The sequence below is a fragment of the Acinetobacter sp. S4400-12 genome, from assembly GCF_024129495.1.
Classification (GTDB): domain Bacteria; phylum Pseudomonadota; class Gammaproteobacteria; order Pseudomonadales; family Moraxellaceae; genus Acinetobacter; species Acinetobacter lwoffii_C.
In genome coordinates this window covers 16,021-31,709 of the sequence record NZ_JAMXYB010000021.1, presented here as the reverse complement: position 1 = coordinate 31,709, position 15,689 = coordinate 16,021, and the positions used below count along the sequence as shown (strand labels likewise).

The following is a 15,689-nucleotide window of genomic DNA, read 5'->3' as shown; positions in this document are numbered from 1 at the left end:
ACATGTCTTCTCATATTGCAACCACAGCGGTTCGCGGTCGCTTCCTCGACATCCAGAATACCGTTGCCCAAGCACGTGAAATTCACGATCAGGTGCGTTATCTAGAAGATGGCTTGCTCATCAGTGAAAATGGCCAGATCCGGTGGTTTGGCCACTGGGAAGAAGGCCAGCATTATCTGCCAGACGGGTTAGAGGTCAGCCATTATCCGGAGCAATTGATTGTACCGGGCTTTATCGATACCCATATTCACTTTCCGCAAACCGAAATGATGGGTGCTTATGGCGAACAGCTGCTGGAATGGCTGAACACCTATACTTTTCCTACCGAAATCCAGTTTCAGAACCCAGCCTATGCAAAGAAAATTGCTGATTTTTTTGTTCAGGAATTATTAAAAAATGGAACCACCACGGCACTGGTTTTCTGTACCGTACATCCGCAATCTGTAGATGCGCTCTTTGAAGCTGCTACGGCACAGAATATGCGCCTGATTGCCGGTAAGGTACTGATGGATCGTCATGCTCCTCCCGAGCTCTGCGATAGCCCTGACACTGCCTATCGGGACTCAAAACAACTGATTGAAAAGTGGCATGGGCAGGGGCGGAACCTGTATGCAATTACCCCGCGCTTTGCCCCAACCTCGACTCCCGAACAGCTGGAAAAAGCAGGGCAGTTGAAAGCAGAATATCCGGATGTCTATGTTCACACCCATCTTAGTGAAAATCACAATGAGATTGCCTGGGTCAAAGACCTGTTTCCAGAACGTAAAGGGTATCTGGATGTCTATCACCATTATGGCCTGACCGGGTCAAAATCGGTATTTGCGCATTGTGTACATCTTGAAGAATCCGAATGGGATTGTCTGCATCAGACCGATTCAGCAATTGCCTTCTGTCCCAGCTCCAACCTGTTCCTTGGCAGCGGCCTGTTTCCCTTGAAAAAGACGTGGGACAAAGAGGTGAAAGTCGGACTAGGGACCGACATTGGGGCAGGGACTTCATTTAACCAGCTGCAAAGCCTGAACGAAGCTTATAAGGTCCAGCAGCTACAGGGCGAGCAGCTTCCAGCTTTCGAAGCCTTATATCATGCCACCTTAGGCGGAGCCAAGGCCCTGAGCCTGGAGGATCGATTGGGCAATTTTAATATCGGTAAAGAAGCCGATTTTGTGGTATTGGAACTGAATGCCACTGCGCTTCAAGCACTACGCCAAAGCAAGGCGCAAAGTATTGAAGATACATTTTTTGCCCTGACCATGCTGGGGGATGACCGTAATATTGCAGCGACCTATATTTATGGACAAGCCCGCTATGTCAAAGCCTAGAGCGGATACCGCTGCTGGAAAATCGCGCCGTCGCAGGCTGCTGCTCTGGTCAGTGATCAGCGTAGGCTGTGCAACACTCTTAAAAAGGGATACGGCTTCCACCAAAACCTGATTACATTTACAGCCGATGAAACAGGTGCATCTCAGGTTCGGATGTATTAAAATTAGTGAATATTCAGGTGTTGCAAGTCAACACCTTTTTTATTTTTCAATTTTCAGGTATCTACCCATGACCGTTCAAATGAGCGTAATGATTTCCGCTGAAGAAATTCAAGCTAAAGTCAAAGAGCTTGGTGCTCAAATCGATGCACACTATGCCAATAGTGACAAAGAACTTGTGCTCATCGGTTTATTACGTGGCTCAGTAATTTTCATGGCGGACTTATGTCGCGCGATTTCCAAACCCCATGAACTGGATTTTATGACTGTATCCAGCTACGGTGGCGGTACAATTTCAACACATGATGTGAAAATTTTAAAAGATCTGGATGGCGAAATCCGTGCTAAAGATGTGCTGGTGGTGGAAGACATTATTGACTCGGGTAATACCCTGAGCAAGGTACTCGACATCCTGCAAACACGTGAACCGAATTCAATCCAGCTTTGTACTCTGGTCAGCAAACCTTCACGTCGTGAAATTGACCTAGACGTCCAGTTCCTCGGCTTTGAAGTGGAAGATAAATTCATTGTCGGCTACGGTCTGGACTATAACCAGAAATACCGTCATTTACCGTTTATTGGTGAAATCGGTCTCTAGGATTGCTTGCCAAAAGTGGCGATTGCCACTTTTTGTGCGGTAGGATTCAGCCCATACAGGCACAAAAACACTACACCCTGTTGCAGGACTCAACTTTTTTCTGTTTTTTGTTTACCTCAGTATGATGAATACATGATGTAAAAACAAAGACATGATAATAAGGAGCCTCCTCATGTGGACACTTATCGTTGCTATTGTGATTGGTTTTGTTGCGGGCCTGATTGCGCGGGCAATTCATCCCGGAGATGATAAAGCAGGTTTTATCGTCACCACTTTATTGGGTATTGCTGGCTCTTTACTGGCGACCTTCGGTGGACGTATGTTGGGGCTGTATTCAGCCGACTCTGCGGCAGGTCTGATTGCGTCCATTATCGGTGCTGTGATTATTCTGTTTATTTATAATATGGTCACGAAACGTAAAACGGTGTAAATCTACACGGATATCGCCCAATACTAGGTAAAAAAGCACCAAATCTGGTGCTTTTTTATGGTCTGTATCTAGAGTCTGTTACAGAAACTTATAAAGTAAATTCCTTAAAAATCTGTTCAATCTGCTCGGCCGGATAAGCCCCCATCACCTTAAAACCATTGGAAAAAATAATGGCGGGTGTCCCATGAATGCCCAGCGTCTGCGCCAGTTGGATATTGCGCTCGACCGGATTGGCGCAACTTTTTTTACTTTTAGGCGTGATGCCTTTAAAAATCAAGTCTTCCCAAGCTTGCACAGGATGGTTTTCACAATATAGCTGCTTGGATGGCAGGATCGACTGCGGCTTTAACGGCAGAATAAAAGTATAAATCGTAACATCTTTCAACTTTTTCAGTTCTACCTCCAGCTGTTTACAATACGGGCAATAGGGGTCAGAAAAGATCGCAATCTGACGTTTACCCGTCCCTCTTACACTTTTTAAAGCATCCTGTAAGGGCAATTTTTTCCAGTCTATACTGTTTTGCTGGACCAACAGGTCCCGGCTCAGATTATGCTGATCCTGAATACGCAACATTGAGCCTGCAATCAGATGCTGGGCATCCTGATTCAAATAGACAATCTGACCCTGCATGGAACCACTGTAAATACCCTGCATTTCAGTTGGCTGGATATTTTCAATTTTCAGTTTTGGATGTTGTTGGCTGAGGTTTTTTTTCACTGTCTCTACATTTGCCATAGTGAAAGTTGAAGCCAAACTGAACAGGGTCAATACCAAGGTTGTTTTAATCATATTTTTGCTCATTGCTCTAAAATTTTTTCCAACTCATTCTACTTAAAAACCATGCCAAAATTCTGACCTTTGCAATGGCTCTTAGCTAAAGTCTACAGATTTCCCACTTCATGTTTCACGTTTCACGTTTCACGTTTCACGTGGAACATCGGTTTCATTAAAGAGAATTGATTTCTACCGAAATCTGTACAATTTCCGCATCAATCACCAGCTCCTCCCGTGCCTGATCGACATTGAGACGGTTATTGATGGCTAGAGTCAACTACAGGAAAATTTGCCTTTCCCATTTCCCGGACATATCAAAAGCGGTAATTTTTCCCACTAAAAATTCTGCAATCATTTCTCGTATTTCCTTCATCCTTGGATGCTCGATTTCTGCATCCCATACAGTTTCCCAGGTTCTCTCGCTAAACCTCAAATCACCATTGGCATGGCCTTGGTATCCTGAATAGCAATCGGTTTAAACAGTCATTTACAGATTGAAAAGCCATAAATAGTGCCACAACCAGCAAGAAGACGGCACTCCGATCAGCAGCCGAAATTTCAATTTTCCAGCTGCCAAAACTAAAACGGTGATCTTGCGCATCATATCGAGCGCAACGGTAAGCAAAATATGCCAGCCCCAATGCCCACTCATCAACCAACCCTCTGCAAGTAAAGCCATAGAATTGTAAATCCAGCCACCGAACTTCTAATAGCATGATGACTGTCATTAAAATGTTGGCCAGTAACATACGTTTTTTGTACCAGTGAATTATCTTCATCACACTGATGTGCCTGTATTCAGGTCAGTCGGACTTTTTGCACATTCTTCATCCTAGGGTTTAAATATATTCCCTCCACCGGATATTTATTTTTTAGAGGATTGTGGTGAATCCCTTCAAGAAAATAAAGTTATCAATTTTATCAAAAACTTAAAATTCAATATTCTTACTATTAAACAAGTTTTGCATTAGCGGCAGACCCATCCAGTATTAATGTTTTACAATAGGGAGTAGCCATTCAAGGGACAGTGAATGGTTTAATAAATGAATTAATCAATTTCATTGATACCATCATGGGCTTGGTGAACAGGCCAATCTTCCTCCACTGGAACTGGATGAATTTTAGAAAATTATTGAAGGTGTATATTTTTAATATCTGGCTACTAAAGTAGAGAATGGAGGAAACCTGCACCAGCTTAGGAGGAGCATCTTTCTCATCTAAATCTTATACGCTTTAAGACAATACAAAAAAAACAGCCTGATTCGGCTGTTTTGATCTGCGCAATATTTCATTGCCTGGCAAAGCTGACATTATTTCCCGATACAGAATGACCCAAATATTTTCCCCAGCAAATCATCTGCGCTAAAGTCACCGGTAATTTCCCCCAAGGCATTTTGTGCCAGTCGCAGTGACTCCGCGACCAGTTCACCTGCGTTATAAACCACCAGTTGCTCACGTGCTTCAGCAAGATAGTGCTGGGTACGCTTCATTGCGTCTAAATGGCGGGTACGGGCAATAAAGGTATCCTCTTCAGGCTGGAAGCCTGCATGCTCTGTAATCGCCTCTATCAGCGACTGTACGCCTGTTTCCTGCTTGGCAGACACAGTAATATGGCGGAAGCCTTTTAAATCTCCGATTTTTGCCTCTGTACCGGTTAAGTCGGCTTTATTACCAATCAAGATTAAACGTTTCGGTTCGATATACTCTGCAAAATATTCTTGAGCCAGTTGAAGCGGATCTTCACCTTGGCTCAAGTCATAGACCAGCAGCAGTAAATCCGCCTGTTCAATCTCTTTAATGGCACGGCGAATCCCTTCTTTTTCCACAATATCACCTGTTTCCCGTAAACCGGCGGTATCAGTCAGAGTAATCGGTAGTCCATTTAAAGTAATTTTCTCATGCAGAACATCGCGCGTAGTGCCGGCAATATCGGTCACAATGGCACGTTCAATTCCAGCCAAGGCATTCAGTAAAGAAGATTTACCAGCATTGGGCTTGCCGGCAATCACCACCTGTAGACCTTCACGCAGCAACTGTCCCTGACGTGCAGACTGCTGTACCTGCGTCACGGCAGTCGAGACTCCATCCAGCAAGTTTAAAATTTTGCCATCTGCCAGAAAATCAATTTCCTCTTCCGGAAAATCAATCGCCGCTTCCACATGCAAGCGCAAATGGATCAGCTGTTCCAGTACTGCATTGACTTTGGTGGAAAAAGCGCCCTGTAAGGAACGTACCGCAGAACGTGCGGCTGCCTGTGAGGTGGCATCAATCAGGTCTGCAATCGCCTCGGCCTGAACCAAATCCAGTTTGCCATTTTCAAAGGCACGCATGGAAAATTCACCGGCTTTGGCAGCTGTTGCGCCCAGCTCCAGCAAACGGCCCAGCAGGGCATTCTGGATCACCGGACCGCCATGACCTTGTAACTCGACCACATCCTCACCGGTAAAGGAACTCGGGTTAGGAAAGCAAAGCACCAGTCCCTCATCCATCACCTCACCGGCAGCATCATAAAACTGGCGAAAACCGGCAAAACGGGCATTGGGTAAGTCTTTCTGGGTTAAGGCCTGCGCAATCGCATAGGATTTTGGACCTGACAGGCGAATTACCCCCACACCGCCACGCCCTGGGGGAGTTGCAATTGCAGCAATCGTTGTGGTTGGGTTAAGCATAAAATTCACCTGCAAGGACTCAAAAGGACAGCCAAAAAAAATCCGCCTAAGATTACCATCTTAAGCGGATTTATTCAGCCCGTCAGTACAACTTAGTTGACTGGCGTTGCCTCATCGCGTTTGGCACGCTCTTTGGCCACGGCTTTATTGATCAAGGACTGCTGCAAGATCGTGATCAGGTTGTTCACAATCCAGTACAGAACCAGACCTGCCGGGAAGAACAGCAAGAATACAGTGAAAATGATCGGCATAATTTTAAACACTTTCGCCTGCATTGGATCAGTAGGCTGTGGATTCAGCATTTGCTGAATATACATTGTGGTTCCCATGATTAATGGCAGGATGAACCATGGATCCATCGCAGATAAATCCTGAATCCAGAGCAGCCATGGGGCATGGCGCAGTTCCACAGATTCCATCAGGACCCAGTACAAAGCCAGGAAAATTGGCATCTGCAGTAACAGCGGTAAACAGCCCGCCAGTGGGTTGACCTGCTCACGCTTGTACAGCGCCATCATTTCCTGAGAGAAGCGCATCCGGTCTTCACCGAACTCTTCTTTCATACGTTGCATTTCTGGTGCAATCACACGCATTTTCGCCATGGAGCGATAGCTCTTCGACGATAAAGGCCACAGGATCAATTTGACCAAGATGGTTAATAAAATGATCGCCCAGCCCCAGTTCCCCACCAGACCGTGGAAGAATTCAAGTCCGACAAACAGCAGTTTGGCAATTGGCCATAACCAGCCATAATCTACAGTCTGATTCAGACCCGTAGCCAGGTCTTTCAGTTCTGACTGGATTTTTGGACCGGAATAGAAGGTCGCATCAATTTCAGCAACCGTACCCGCCGGCACCGTGAAAGTTGGTGAAGTAAAACCGATGATGTTCATGTCATCAGTAGACTTGCGTGATTCAAGTTTCGCGCTATAGGCTTCGCCATTGGCTTGGGTCAGTTTCAAGTTACCCGGTACCCATGCACTTACAAAATAGTGCTGTACCATTGCAACCCAACCACCCTTGGCTTCAGTGCTGAGCTTTTCTTCAGTAAAGTTGTCAAATTTCAACTTGTTATACTGCTCATCTGGTGTTCCCCAGGCACCGCCCAAGAAAGTCCCTAGAGTGAAAATCCCCTGATCCGACTTGCCTGGATCTTCTGAATTATCACGCTTGATCTGACCAAACATCTGACCTTGCCAGGCTTGACCGCTACGGTTAATCACCTTGTGATTCACCACGACTGGGTATTCACCTTCGATAAAGTTAAAGGTCTTGATAATTTCTACACCATCAGCCGTTTTAAAGACCATCGGTACAGACAAGACTTTGACCGTTTCGCCGGCTTTATTTTTGCTGGCTTTGGCATCTGCCAAGGTATAAGTGGTTTTTTCCAGCTCATACATTGGACGGCCATTGCGGCTGCTATCCGGCCCATTCAGACCGATCAGACCTGACTGAGCAACATAAGTCCGTTTCGCATCGCTTTCCAGCATGACGAAAGGCTCATCACTGTCTTTGTTTTTGTCATGATTGAGTAATTCAACACGAACAATATCACCACCTTTTGGATTGATCCAAAGATGATAAAGGTCAGTTTGTACTGAAATAAGCTGCTGACTTACAGGTGCTGTAGCATCCGTAGCTTGCTGCGCTGGTACATTTGCTTGTGGCACATCAGAGGTTGCACTAGCAACCTGATTATTTGGCAAATCTGCTGATACTTCCTGCGAAACCACCACAGTTTCCTGCTTCGGTTGGGTTTCTGCATTTCCATAATCTTTTTGCCAAGCCAAAATGAGCAAATATGCGACAACAAACATGGCTCCTAGAATTGCAATCCTGGCCCATTGTTGCATATGTATTACCCCAAGTGGTTAGAGTGATTTTGGTTCATTAAACGATCACGAAAGGGTACAGCAACGTGAAGCGTTTGAGAATCTATTTGCTGAAATGAAATAAAACGAATCGCTTTCAAAGGCACAGGATCATATCCTGATCCACCCCAGGGGTGACAACGACAAATACGTTTAGTCGCCAACCACACACCACGTCCAGCACCATGTCGATGGACTGCTTCCAGAGAATATTGTGAACAGGTAGGAATATAGCGACAGCGTGGTCCCAGTAAAGGACTAATCGCAATCTGATAGAAACGGATTAACCAATGCAGTAAACGTACCATTGGCGCGCTCTACTTTTGTGGGGAGGGAGCTGTTTTTGTATGCTTTTTGGCAAGACGGTTCAGTTTTTGCCAAGCAAATTGTAATTGCTGATGCAGTTCAGCATTCGGTACGCTATCGATCCCCATTTTGGGCATCACCACAATATCCAAATCACTGAGTTGCTGCTGATGCAGGCGAAAACTTTCGCGAGCGAGTCGTTTTACTCGATTTCGTTCATGCGCACGGCGCACTTTTTTCTTAGCAATAACTAAACCCAAACGGCTGTTCGGCTGTTCGGACGGTTTTGCAAGAAATAAGAAATGGGGTTGATGCACTTTAAAAAGCGCACCATCAAAGACACCTTTATAATCGGCAGCACAGCGTAATCGTAACTCTGTGCCAAAACCATAAAGTGCTGTCATAACACCCAAAGTCGGCAAAGCCTAACTGATTAAACAGTTAAGCTGTGACGGCCTTTTGCACGACGGCGAGCTAATACTTGACGACCAGCTTTAGTAGCCATACGAGCACGGAAACCATGAACGCGTTTACGCTTTAATTCAGATGGTTGGAATGTACGTTTCATCTCGAAACTCCCAAAAAGATCTTTCTATGAAGGTCCGCGATTTTAGTGCTCATTGCTTAAGCTGTCAATGTAAAACAGGTTTTCTTTTCAAATAAGTTCTCAAGGCTAAGTCGCTTTGAGGAATCTCATAGATTAAAAAAATCCCTTGCTTAAAAGTTATACACAAATTAAGTTGTTGTTATTCATTTGAATATAAGTTATTAACATTTATATCAACACGGTTATCCACAATACTGTAACAGGTTTAAATTTGGATTGTGGTTTTGAATTTAAATTTAACCGAATTATGTTTATCCACAGAAAAGTCGAATCTTATATATAAATTCAAATTTATAAATTTAAATTTATTACTATTAGGGAGGGGTTTTTCTGTGGAAAAGGTAGTTTTATTCTAAATAAACATAAACTTAGGTTGTGGGTAAAACTGTTTCTATTAATTTTATACTTTGTGGATAACTTTGTGATATATTTTATCCACAGCTTGCGGATAAACTTATCCACACCAGCCTTTTAAATTTAAATTTATCCATTTTGGACTGTTTTTGTACAAAATCTGCGGAAATAGCCATGACAGATGTGGATAACTTGGTTAGAATGGCGGCCCGCTTTGGCCGTGGCCATCTTTTAAATAAACAATGGAATGAATAGGGGATTCACATGCTTTGGACAGACTGCTTAAATCGCTTGCGACAAGAGCTCTCTGGAAATGTCTTTACAATGTGGATTCGCCCATTAGTGGCGGAAGAGTTAGATGATACTTTGCGTCTCTATGCTCCGAATCCTTATTGGACACGTTACATTCAAGAGCATCATCTGGAGCTGATTTCAATTCTGGCCGAACAGTTGTCAGAAGGCCGGGTACGTAAAGTTGAAATTCTGGTGGATTCCCGTCCGGGTGTCATCCTGTCTGCCAGTGAACAGCCGGCGACCACTACAGCAGCGTTGGCTTCGATGCCTGCGCCGGTGGTCAAACCCAAAAGAGAAAAAGAAGACACCGCGAAAAATAACCGCAAGCGTCAATTGAACCCTTTATTTACCTTTTCTTTGTTTGTGGAAGGCCGCTCTAACCAGATGGCCGCTGAAACTTGTCGCAAGGTATTAACCCAGTTGGGCGCATCACAACATAATCCCTTATTTTTATATGGGCCTACCGGCTTGGGTAAAACCCACCTGATGCAGGCAGTCGGTAATGCACTTTTACAGGCCAAGCCGAATGCGCGGGTCATGTATATGACCGCAGAAAGTTTTGTACGGGACTTTGTCAGCTCTTTGCAGCAGGGGAAAGTCGAAGAATTTAAGAAAAATTGCCGCTCACTGGATCTGCTACTGGTCGATGATATTCACTTGCTGGCCGGTAAGGAAGCCAGTCTGGTGGAATTCTTCTATACCTTTAACGCACTTCTGGATGAGTCCAAGCAGATCATCCTGACCTCGGACCGTTATCCTAAGGAATTGACCGAACTGGATCCGCGTCTGGTCTCCCGCTTTTCCTGGGGTCTGTCTGTGGGGGTGGAACCGCCCGATATTGAAACCCGAATTGAAATCTTGCTGAAAAAGGCCGAAAACACCGGGGTGGACTTGCCGCGTAACTGTGCGCTGTTCATTGCCCAACAGGTGGTGGCCAATGTACGTGAGCTGGAAGGTGCACTGAATAAGGTCGTGGCCATTTCCCGTTTTAAAGGAACACCGATTGACCTGGATGTTGTCCGTGAATCCCTGAAAGATGTATTGGCGATTCGTGCGAGAACCATCAGCACCGAAAATATCCAGCGTGTCGTCAGTGAATATTTCCGTATTCCTTTAAAGGAGCTGGTCGGTCCCAAACGTACCCGGATTTATGCCCGTCCACGTCAATTGGCCATGGGCCTGGCACGTGAGTTGACTGGTGACAGTTTTCCGGAAATTGGCATGGCTTTTGGCGGTCGCGATCACAGTACCGTGATGCATGCCTGTGAGAAAGTACAAAGTCTGCGTGAGCAAGATCCGATCTTTAATGAGGACTATAAAAACCTGCAACGCCTGTTGCAAAGTTAACCGGAAACGCTCAAATTCTGTTCTTGCTATGCGGCTTATTTTGCCGCATAGTACACTGCTAAAAAATCAAAATTTATCTTAATCTTCAGTTGTTAGAGGAATGTACCGTGCGTTTAAAAATCGCGAAAGAGAGCTTACTGAATGTTCTATCACATGTCGTAGGAGCGGTTGAACGTCGCCATACCTTAAATATTCTGTCCAACCTGAAAATCCAGGTCACTGCTGAAGCCTTGACGGTGACAGGCTCAGATCTGGAAGTAGAGCTGGTGGCCAGCACCCCATTGGCCGAAGGCGCTTGCCTGCAGGCAGGGGAAACCACGGTTCCGGCACGCAAACTGATTGATATCTGTAAGTCTTTACCTTCTGCGGCATTAATTGACCTGCAAATTACTGATGATCAGCGCTGTATTTTAAAATCAGGCAATAGCCGTTTTGTACTCGGGACTTTGCCTGCCGATGATTATCCGCTTTTAAGCACTGAAAATACGCAAGGTACCCAAGTTACCGTCACCCAACGTGAACTGAAACGCCTGTTTGAAAAAACTGCTTTTGCCATGGCAGTACAGGATGTGCGTTTCTATCTGACCGGTACCTTGCTGGAAATTGATGCCAATCAATTGCGTGCAGTGACTACCGATGGCCACCGTCTGGCCCTGTGTGAGACTGTAGCGCAAGCGACTACGACCCAGCCGATCCAGGCCATTGTGCCACGTAAAGCGGTGGCTGAATTACAACGTTTGCTCAGTGTAGAAGATGACCAGTTATCCCTACTGATTGGCCGTGAATTATTAAATGTCACCATTACAGTAGCAAGTCGGGATAAAGAGCAGGGCGATATCACAGTACGTTTCACGACGAAACTGATTGATGGTAAATTCCCCGATTATCGCCGTGTTATTCCGCGTGGTGGTGATAAACGTGTCATTATTGCTCATGATGTGTTCAAGCAGTCTTTACAACGTGTTGCCATTCTCAGTAATGAAAAATTACGTGGCGTCTTCCTGAACTTTAATGCTGATTCCCTGCAATTACGTGCCAATAACCCGGAGCAGGATGAAGCGATTGAAGATCTGGCGATTCAATATGTAGATGCGCCGATGGAAATGTCATTCAATGTCCAATATCTGCTTGAAGTATTGGGGGTATTGGATGGCGAAGATGTCACTATGACCATGACTGAGGCCAACCAGTCAGTCCTGGTTCAGGACCCATCGCAGACTGACCAGACCTATGTCGTGATGCCAATGCGCGTCTAAACCTTTTGGAAGAAATAAGTCCACACGATGCATATTACGCGTTTACATATTGAGCGTGTACGAAACTTGAAGACGGTTGCTCTCTACGGATTGCAGCCGTTTAACGTTTTTTATGGCCAGAATGGCTCTGGCAAGACCTCAGTACTGGAAGCCATTCATTTACTGGCTAGCGGCCGCTCTTTTCGTACCCATATTCCTAAAAACTACATCCAGTACGGTGCTCAGGATGCAATCGTGTTTGCCCAGTCCGAGACTGAAAAAATCGGCATGCAGAAAATGGCCAGTGGTGAACAGCTGATCAAGGTTAATGGTGATCCGGTGGCAACCCAAGGCCAGCTGGCCAAACTGCTCCCGCTGCAACTGATTGATCCGCAAAGTACTGACATTATTGACCATGGTGCCAAGCCGCGTCGCCAGCTACTGGACTGGTTGATGTTCCACGTGGAACCAGAGTTTTATCATACCTGGCAATATTATGCCCGGGCCCTGAAGCAGCGTAATAGCCTGCTCAAGTCCAAGCGTTTCTTAAGCCTGTCTGAGCTGGAGCCGTGGAACCTGATGCTGAGTGAATATGGCGAGATCTTACATGCGCAGCGGGTGACGATCGTGGAACAGTGGAAAGGCTTTTTTCAGGAAGATTTAAGGCAGTTACTGCCTGATCTGGAGATTCGTCTGGAATACAGCCCAGGCTTTCATAGTGAAACTGGTCTGCTGAATGACCTGACCCATTATCATGAAAAAGACTGTGAACGGCGCTATACCGAATATGGTCCACATCGTGCCGATTTACGGCTCAAAACTCCCTTGGGGGAGGCGGATGTGATTCTGTCACGCGGCCAAAAGAAACTGTTGATGATGGCGCTAAAACTGTCGCAAATCGCAATGCTGCATGCTAGTAACAAGGAAACTGTGGTATTATTAGATGATGTGACAGCAGAATTAGATTTAACTGCACAACAACGTTTAATTGAACGATTGAGCCAGCTAGGTAGTCAAGTTTTTATTACCACCTTAGACCATGAATCAGTACAAAAGCACCTCCATGATCTGTCTATTTCGTATCAGTTATTCCGGGTTGAAAACGATACAGTTGAAGTTGTTGTGCGATAATTTTTTTAATTTTACCCATCTTTGTATAAACCTATACTTTACTAGGGAGAAACCATGAGTTCAGAAGATCAAGCTGCTTCTCAAACAGAACAAACCATTGAAAAGGCTTATGATTCCTCTAGCATCAAGGTACTACGTGGTTTAGATGCTGTCCGTAAGCGTCCGGGCATGTACATTGGTGATACAGACGATGGTACCGGCCTGCATCATATGGTGTTCGAGGTAGTCGATAACTCGATTGATGAAGCACTGGCCGGTCATTGTGATGAAATTATCGTGACTATTCACGAAGATGAATCTGTCTCGGTTTCTGATAATGGCCGTGGTATTCCAACGGATATCCATCCAGAAGAAGGGGTGTCCGCTGCCGAAGTAATTCTGACCATTCTGCATGCTGGTGGTAAGTTTGATGACAATAGCTATAAAGTTTCCGGCGGTTTGCATGGTGTAGGCGTGTCGGTAGTGAATGCTTTGTCCAGCAAGCTGGAGTTGACCATCCAGCGTGCGGGTAAAATTCATCAGCAGGAATACCGTCACGGTAACCCGCAGTTCCCCTTAACGGTGGTCGGCGAGACCGACAAGAGCGGGACACATGTGCGTTTCTGGCCAAGTACAGAAACCTTTAGCCAGACCATTTTTAATGTGGACATTCTGGCACGTCGCTTGCGTGAACTGTCTTTTTTAAATGCTGGCGTACGCATTGTGTTGCGTGACGAGCGTATTCATGCAGAGCATGTGTTTGATTTCGAAGGCGGATTGTCTGAATTTGTTAAATATATTAATGAAGGCAAGACCCATCTGAATGATATCTTCCACTTTACGACCATGGCTGAAAATGGCATTGGCGTCGAAGTAGCCCTGCAATGGAATGATTCTTATCAGGAAAATGTCCGCTGCTTCACCAACAATATTCCGCAAAAAGATGGTGGTACACATTTAGCCGGTTTCCGTGCTGCGCTGACCCGTGGCCTCAACAGTTATATGGAAAATGAAAACCTGCTCAAAAAAGAGAAGGTGAACGTATCAGGTGATGATGCACGTGAAGGTCTGACCGCGATTGTTTCGGTAAAAGTACCCGATCCGAAATTTTCTTCACAAACCAAAGAAAAACTGGTGTCCAGTGAAGTGAAGTCTGCGGTTGAGCAGGCCATGAATAAGGCTTTTGCGGAATATCTGCTGGAAAATCCGCAAGCGGCTAAATCAATTGCGGGCAAGATTATTGATGCCGCACGTGCCCGTGATGCGGCACGTAAAGCCCGGGAAATGACGCGCCGTAAAAGCGCCCTGGATATCGCAGGCCTGCCGGGTAAACTGGCAGATTGTCAGGAAAAGGATCCGGCTTTATCTGAACTCTACCTGGTCGAGGGTGATTCTGCCGGTGGTTCGGCCAAGCAGGGCCGTAACCGTAAGATGCAGGCGATTTTGCCGCTTAAAGGTAAAATCCTGAACGTGGAACGTGCACGCTTTGACAAGATGATTTCATCTGCCGAAGTGGGCACCCTGATTACTGCACTTGGCTGTGGGATTGGCCGTGAAGAATATAATCCGGATAAGCTGCGTTATCACAAAATTATTATCATGACCGATGCTGATGTCGATGGTTCGCACATCCGTACACTGCTCTTAACCTTCTTCTTCCGTCAAATGCCGGAACTGGTTGAGCGTGGCCATATCTATATTGCCCAGCCACCGCTGTACAAACTGAAAAAAGGCAAGCAGGAACAGTACATCAAGGACAATGATGCCCTGGAAACTTATCTGATTTCCAATGCCATTGATGAACTGGAATTGCATGTTAGCGCAGAAGCCCCTGCCATTCGCGGTGAAGCACTGGCGAATGTCATTGCAGACTACCAAACCTCGCAAAAGAGTTTGGCACGTTTGACCCAGCGTTATCCTGCCAGCCTGCTGGATGCCCTGATTTCAATCGAGGCCTTTAAGCTAGATCAGCTTGAAGACGAGGACTATGTTACCCGCTGGGGTGAACAGCTGCGTGCAGCAATTGAGCGCATTCAGCCTGGCTTACGTCCTGAACTGAGCCTGGAACGCTTTGAAAAAGAACTGAATGATCAAACAGTGGCGAGCTGGTTACCTCGAATCACTATTTATGTGCATAACTTGCCACATCATTATCTGATTGATGCTGGTTTGCTCGGTTCAAGTGAGTATGCGCGCTTATTGAAAAACTCGAAAAGCTGGTTTAGCCTGCTGGAAGAGGGGGCTTATTTACAAAAAGGTGAGCGCAAAATTCAGGTCAGTAATTTCCATCAGGTCTGGCAGCATATTCTGCAAGACTCACGCCGCGGTATGATGATCCAGCGTTATAAAGGTCTGGGCGAGATGAATGCCGACCAACTCTGGGAAACTACAATGGACCCTGAAAACCGTCATATGTTACAGGTGACGGTACAGGATGCGATTGAAGCGGACCGTATGTTCTCTTGTTTGATGGGCGATGATGTTGAACCGCGTCGTGCCTTTATTGAAGAAAATGCCCTGAATGCCGATATTGATACCTGATTGCTCAGGATAAAGCTCAGACTAAAAAAGCGCCTTTCGGGGCGCTTTTTGCTTGCTGGCTGAAGCGGTCT

14 protein-coding genes are annotated in these 15,689 nt (G+C 45.7%); 7 read left to right on the top strand and 7 right to left on the bottom strand.

Annotation, left to right across the window (positions count from 1 at the left end):
* Nucleotides 1–2: 2 nt before the first annotated feature.
* From guaD to NI461_RS09510, 3 genes are all read left to right on the top strand, one after another.
* The gene (guaD, locus tag NI461_RS09520; RefSeq protein WP_253157139.1) at nt 3–1,319 is read left to right on the top strand and encodes a guanine deaminase; all 1,317 of its coding nucleotides are present in this window, start codon (nt 3–5) and stop codon (nt 1,317–1,319) included.
* A 229-nt stretch (nt 1,320–1,548) separates the two neighbouring features.
* Complete coding sequence (gene hpt / locus NI461_RS09515; protein ID WP_151204850.1) at nt 1,549–2,076, top strand: hypoxanthine phosphoribosyltransferase; 528 nt, start codon at nt 1,549–1,551, stop codon at nt 2,074–2,076.
* A 172-nt stretch (nt 2,077–2,248) separates the two neighbouring features.
* Nucleotides 2,249–2,506: a GlsB/YeaQ/YmgE family stress response membrane protein gene (locus NI461_RS09510; RefSeq protein ID WP_174660525.1), complete on the top strand. Its 258-nt coding sequence runs from the start codon at nt 2,249–2,251 to the stop codon at nt 2,504–2,506.
* 88 nt (nt 2,507–2,594) lie between these two features.
* Here NI461_RS09510 and NI461_RS09505 read toward each other — a convergent pair whose 3' ends face one another.
* The 7 genes from NI461_RS09505 to rpmH all read right to left on the bottom strand — a co-directional run bounded on the left by NI461_RS09505 (nt 2,595) and on the right by rpmH (nt 8,698).
* Nucleotides 2,595–3,296, bottom strand: coding sequence for a DsbC family protein (locus NI461_RS09505; protein WP_174660526.1), 702 nt, complete (start codon nt 3,294–3,296; stop codon nt 2,595–2,597).
* A 419-nt stretch (nt 3,297–3,715) separates the two neighbouring features.
* On the bottom strand, nt 3,716–3,997 hold the full coding sequence (locus NI461_RS14305; protein WP_367178872.1) for a cation transporter: 282 nt from the start codon (nt 3,995–3,997) through the stop codon (nt 3,716–3,718).
* 594 nt (nt 3,998–4,591) lie between these two features.
* Nucleotides 4,592–5,950, bottom strand: a complete 1,359-nt coding sequence (gene mnmE / locus NI461_RS09495; protein ID WP_151208032.1) for a tRNA uridine-5-carboxymethylaminomethyl(34) synthesis GTPase MnmE — start codon at nt 5,948–5,950, stop codon at nt 4,592–4,594.
* Nucleotides 5,951–6,042: 92 nt separating this feature from the next.
* Nucleotides 6,043–7,806, bottom strand: coding sequence for a membrane protein insertase YidC (gene yidC / locus NI461_RS09490; RefSeq protein WP_174660527.1), 1,764 nt, complete (start codon nt 7,804–7,806; stop codon nt 6,043–6,045).
* Nucleotides 7,807–7,811: 5 nt separating this feature from the next.
* Nucleotides 7,812–8,132, bottom strand: coding sequence for a membrane protein insertion efficiency factor YidD (gene yidD / locus NI461_RS09485; protein WP_151208037.1), 321 nt, complete (start codon nt 8,130–8,132; stop codon nt 7,812–7,814).
* 9 nt (nt 8,133–8,141) lie between these two features.
* Entirely contained in the window at nt 8,142–8,534 is a 393-nt protein-coding gene (gene rnpA, locus NI461_RS09480) for a ribonuclease P protein component (protein ID WP_253157137.1), read from the bottom strand.
* Nucleotides 8,535–8,563: 29 nt separating this feature from the next.
* Complete coding sequence (gene rpmH, locus NI461_RS09475) at nt 8,564–8,698, bottom strand: 50S ribosomal protein L34 (RefSeq protein WP_000831329.1); 135 nt, start codon at nt 8,696–8,698, stop codon at nt 8,564–8,566.
* Between the two features lie 657 nt (nt 8,699–9,355).
* Here rpmH and dnaA point away from each other — a divergent pair.
* The 4 genes from dnaA (at nt 9,356) to gyrB (ending at nt 15,618) form a co-directional block, all read left to right on the top strand.
* Entirely contained in the window at nt 9,356–10,732 is a 1,377-nt protein-coding gene (gene dnaA, locus NI461_RS09470) for a chromosomal replication initiator protein DnaA (RefSeq protein ID WP_253157135.1), read from the top strand.
* Between the two features lie 107 nt (nt 10,733–10,839).
* Entirely contained in the window at nt 10,840–11,988 is a 1,149-nt protein-coding gene (gene dnaN / locus NI461_RS09465; protein ID WP_174659040.1) for a DNA polymerase III subunit beta, read from the top strand.
* Between the two features lie 27 nt (nt 11,989–12,015).
* Nucleotides 12,016–13,098 carry a DNA replication/repair protein RecF gene (gene recF, locus NI461_RS09460; RefSeq protein WP_174659041.1) on the top strand — a complete coding sequence of 361 codons (1,083 nt, stop codon included), beginning with the start codon at nt 12,016–12,018 and terminating at the stop codon, nt 13,096–13,098.
* 54 nt (nt 13,099–13,152) lie between these two features.
* Nucleotides 13,153–15,618 carry a DNA topoisomerase (ATP-hydrolyzing) subunit B gene (gyrB, locus tag NI461_RS09455; protein WP_174659042.1) on the top strand — a complete coding sequence of 822 codons (2,466 nt, stop codon included), beginning with the start codon at nt 13,153–13,155 and terminating at the stop codon, nt 15,616–15,618.
* Nucleotides 15,619–15,689: the final 71 nt, after the last annotated feature.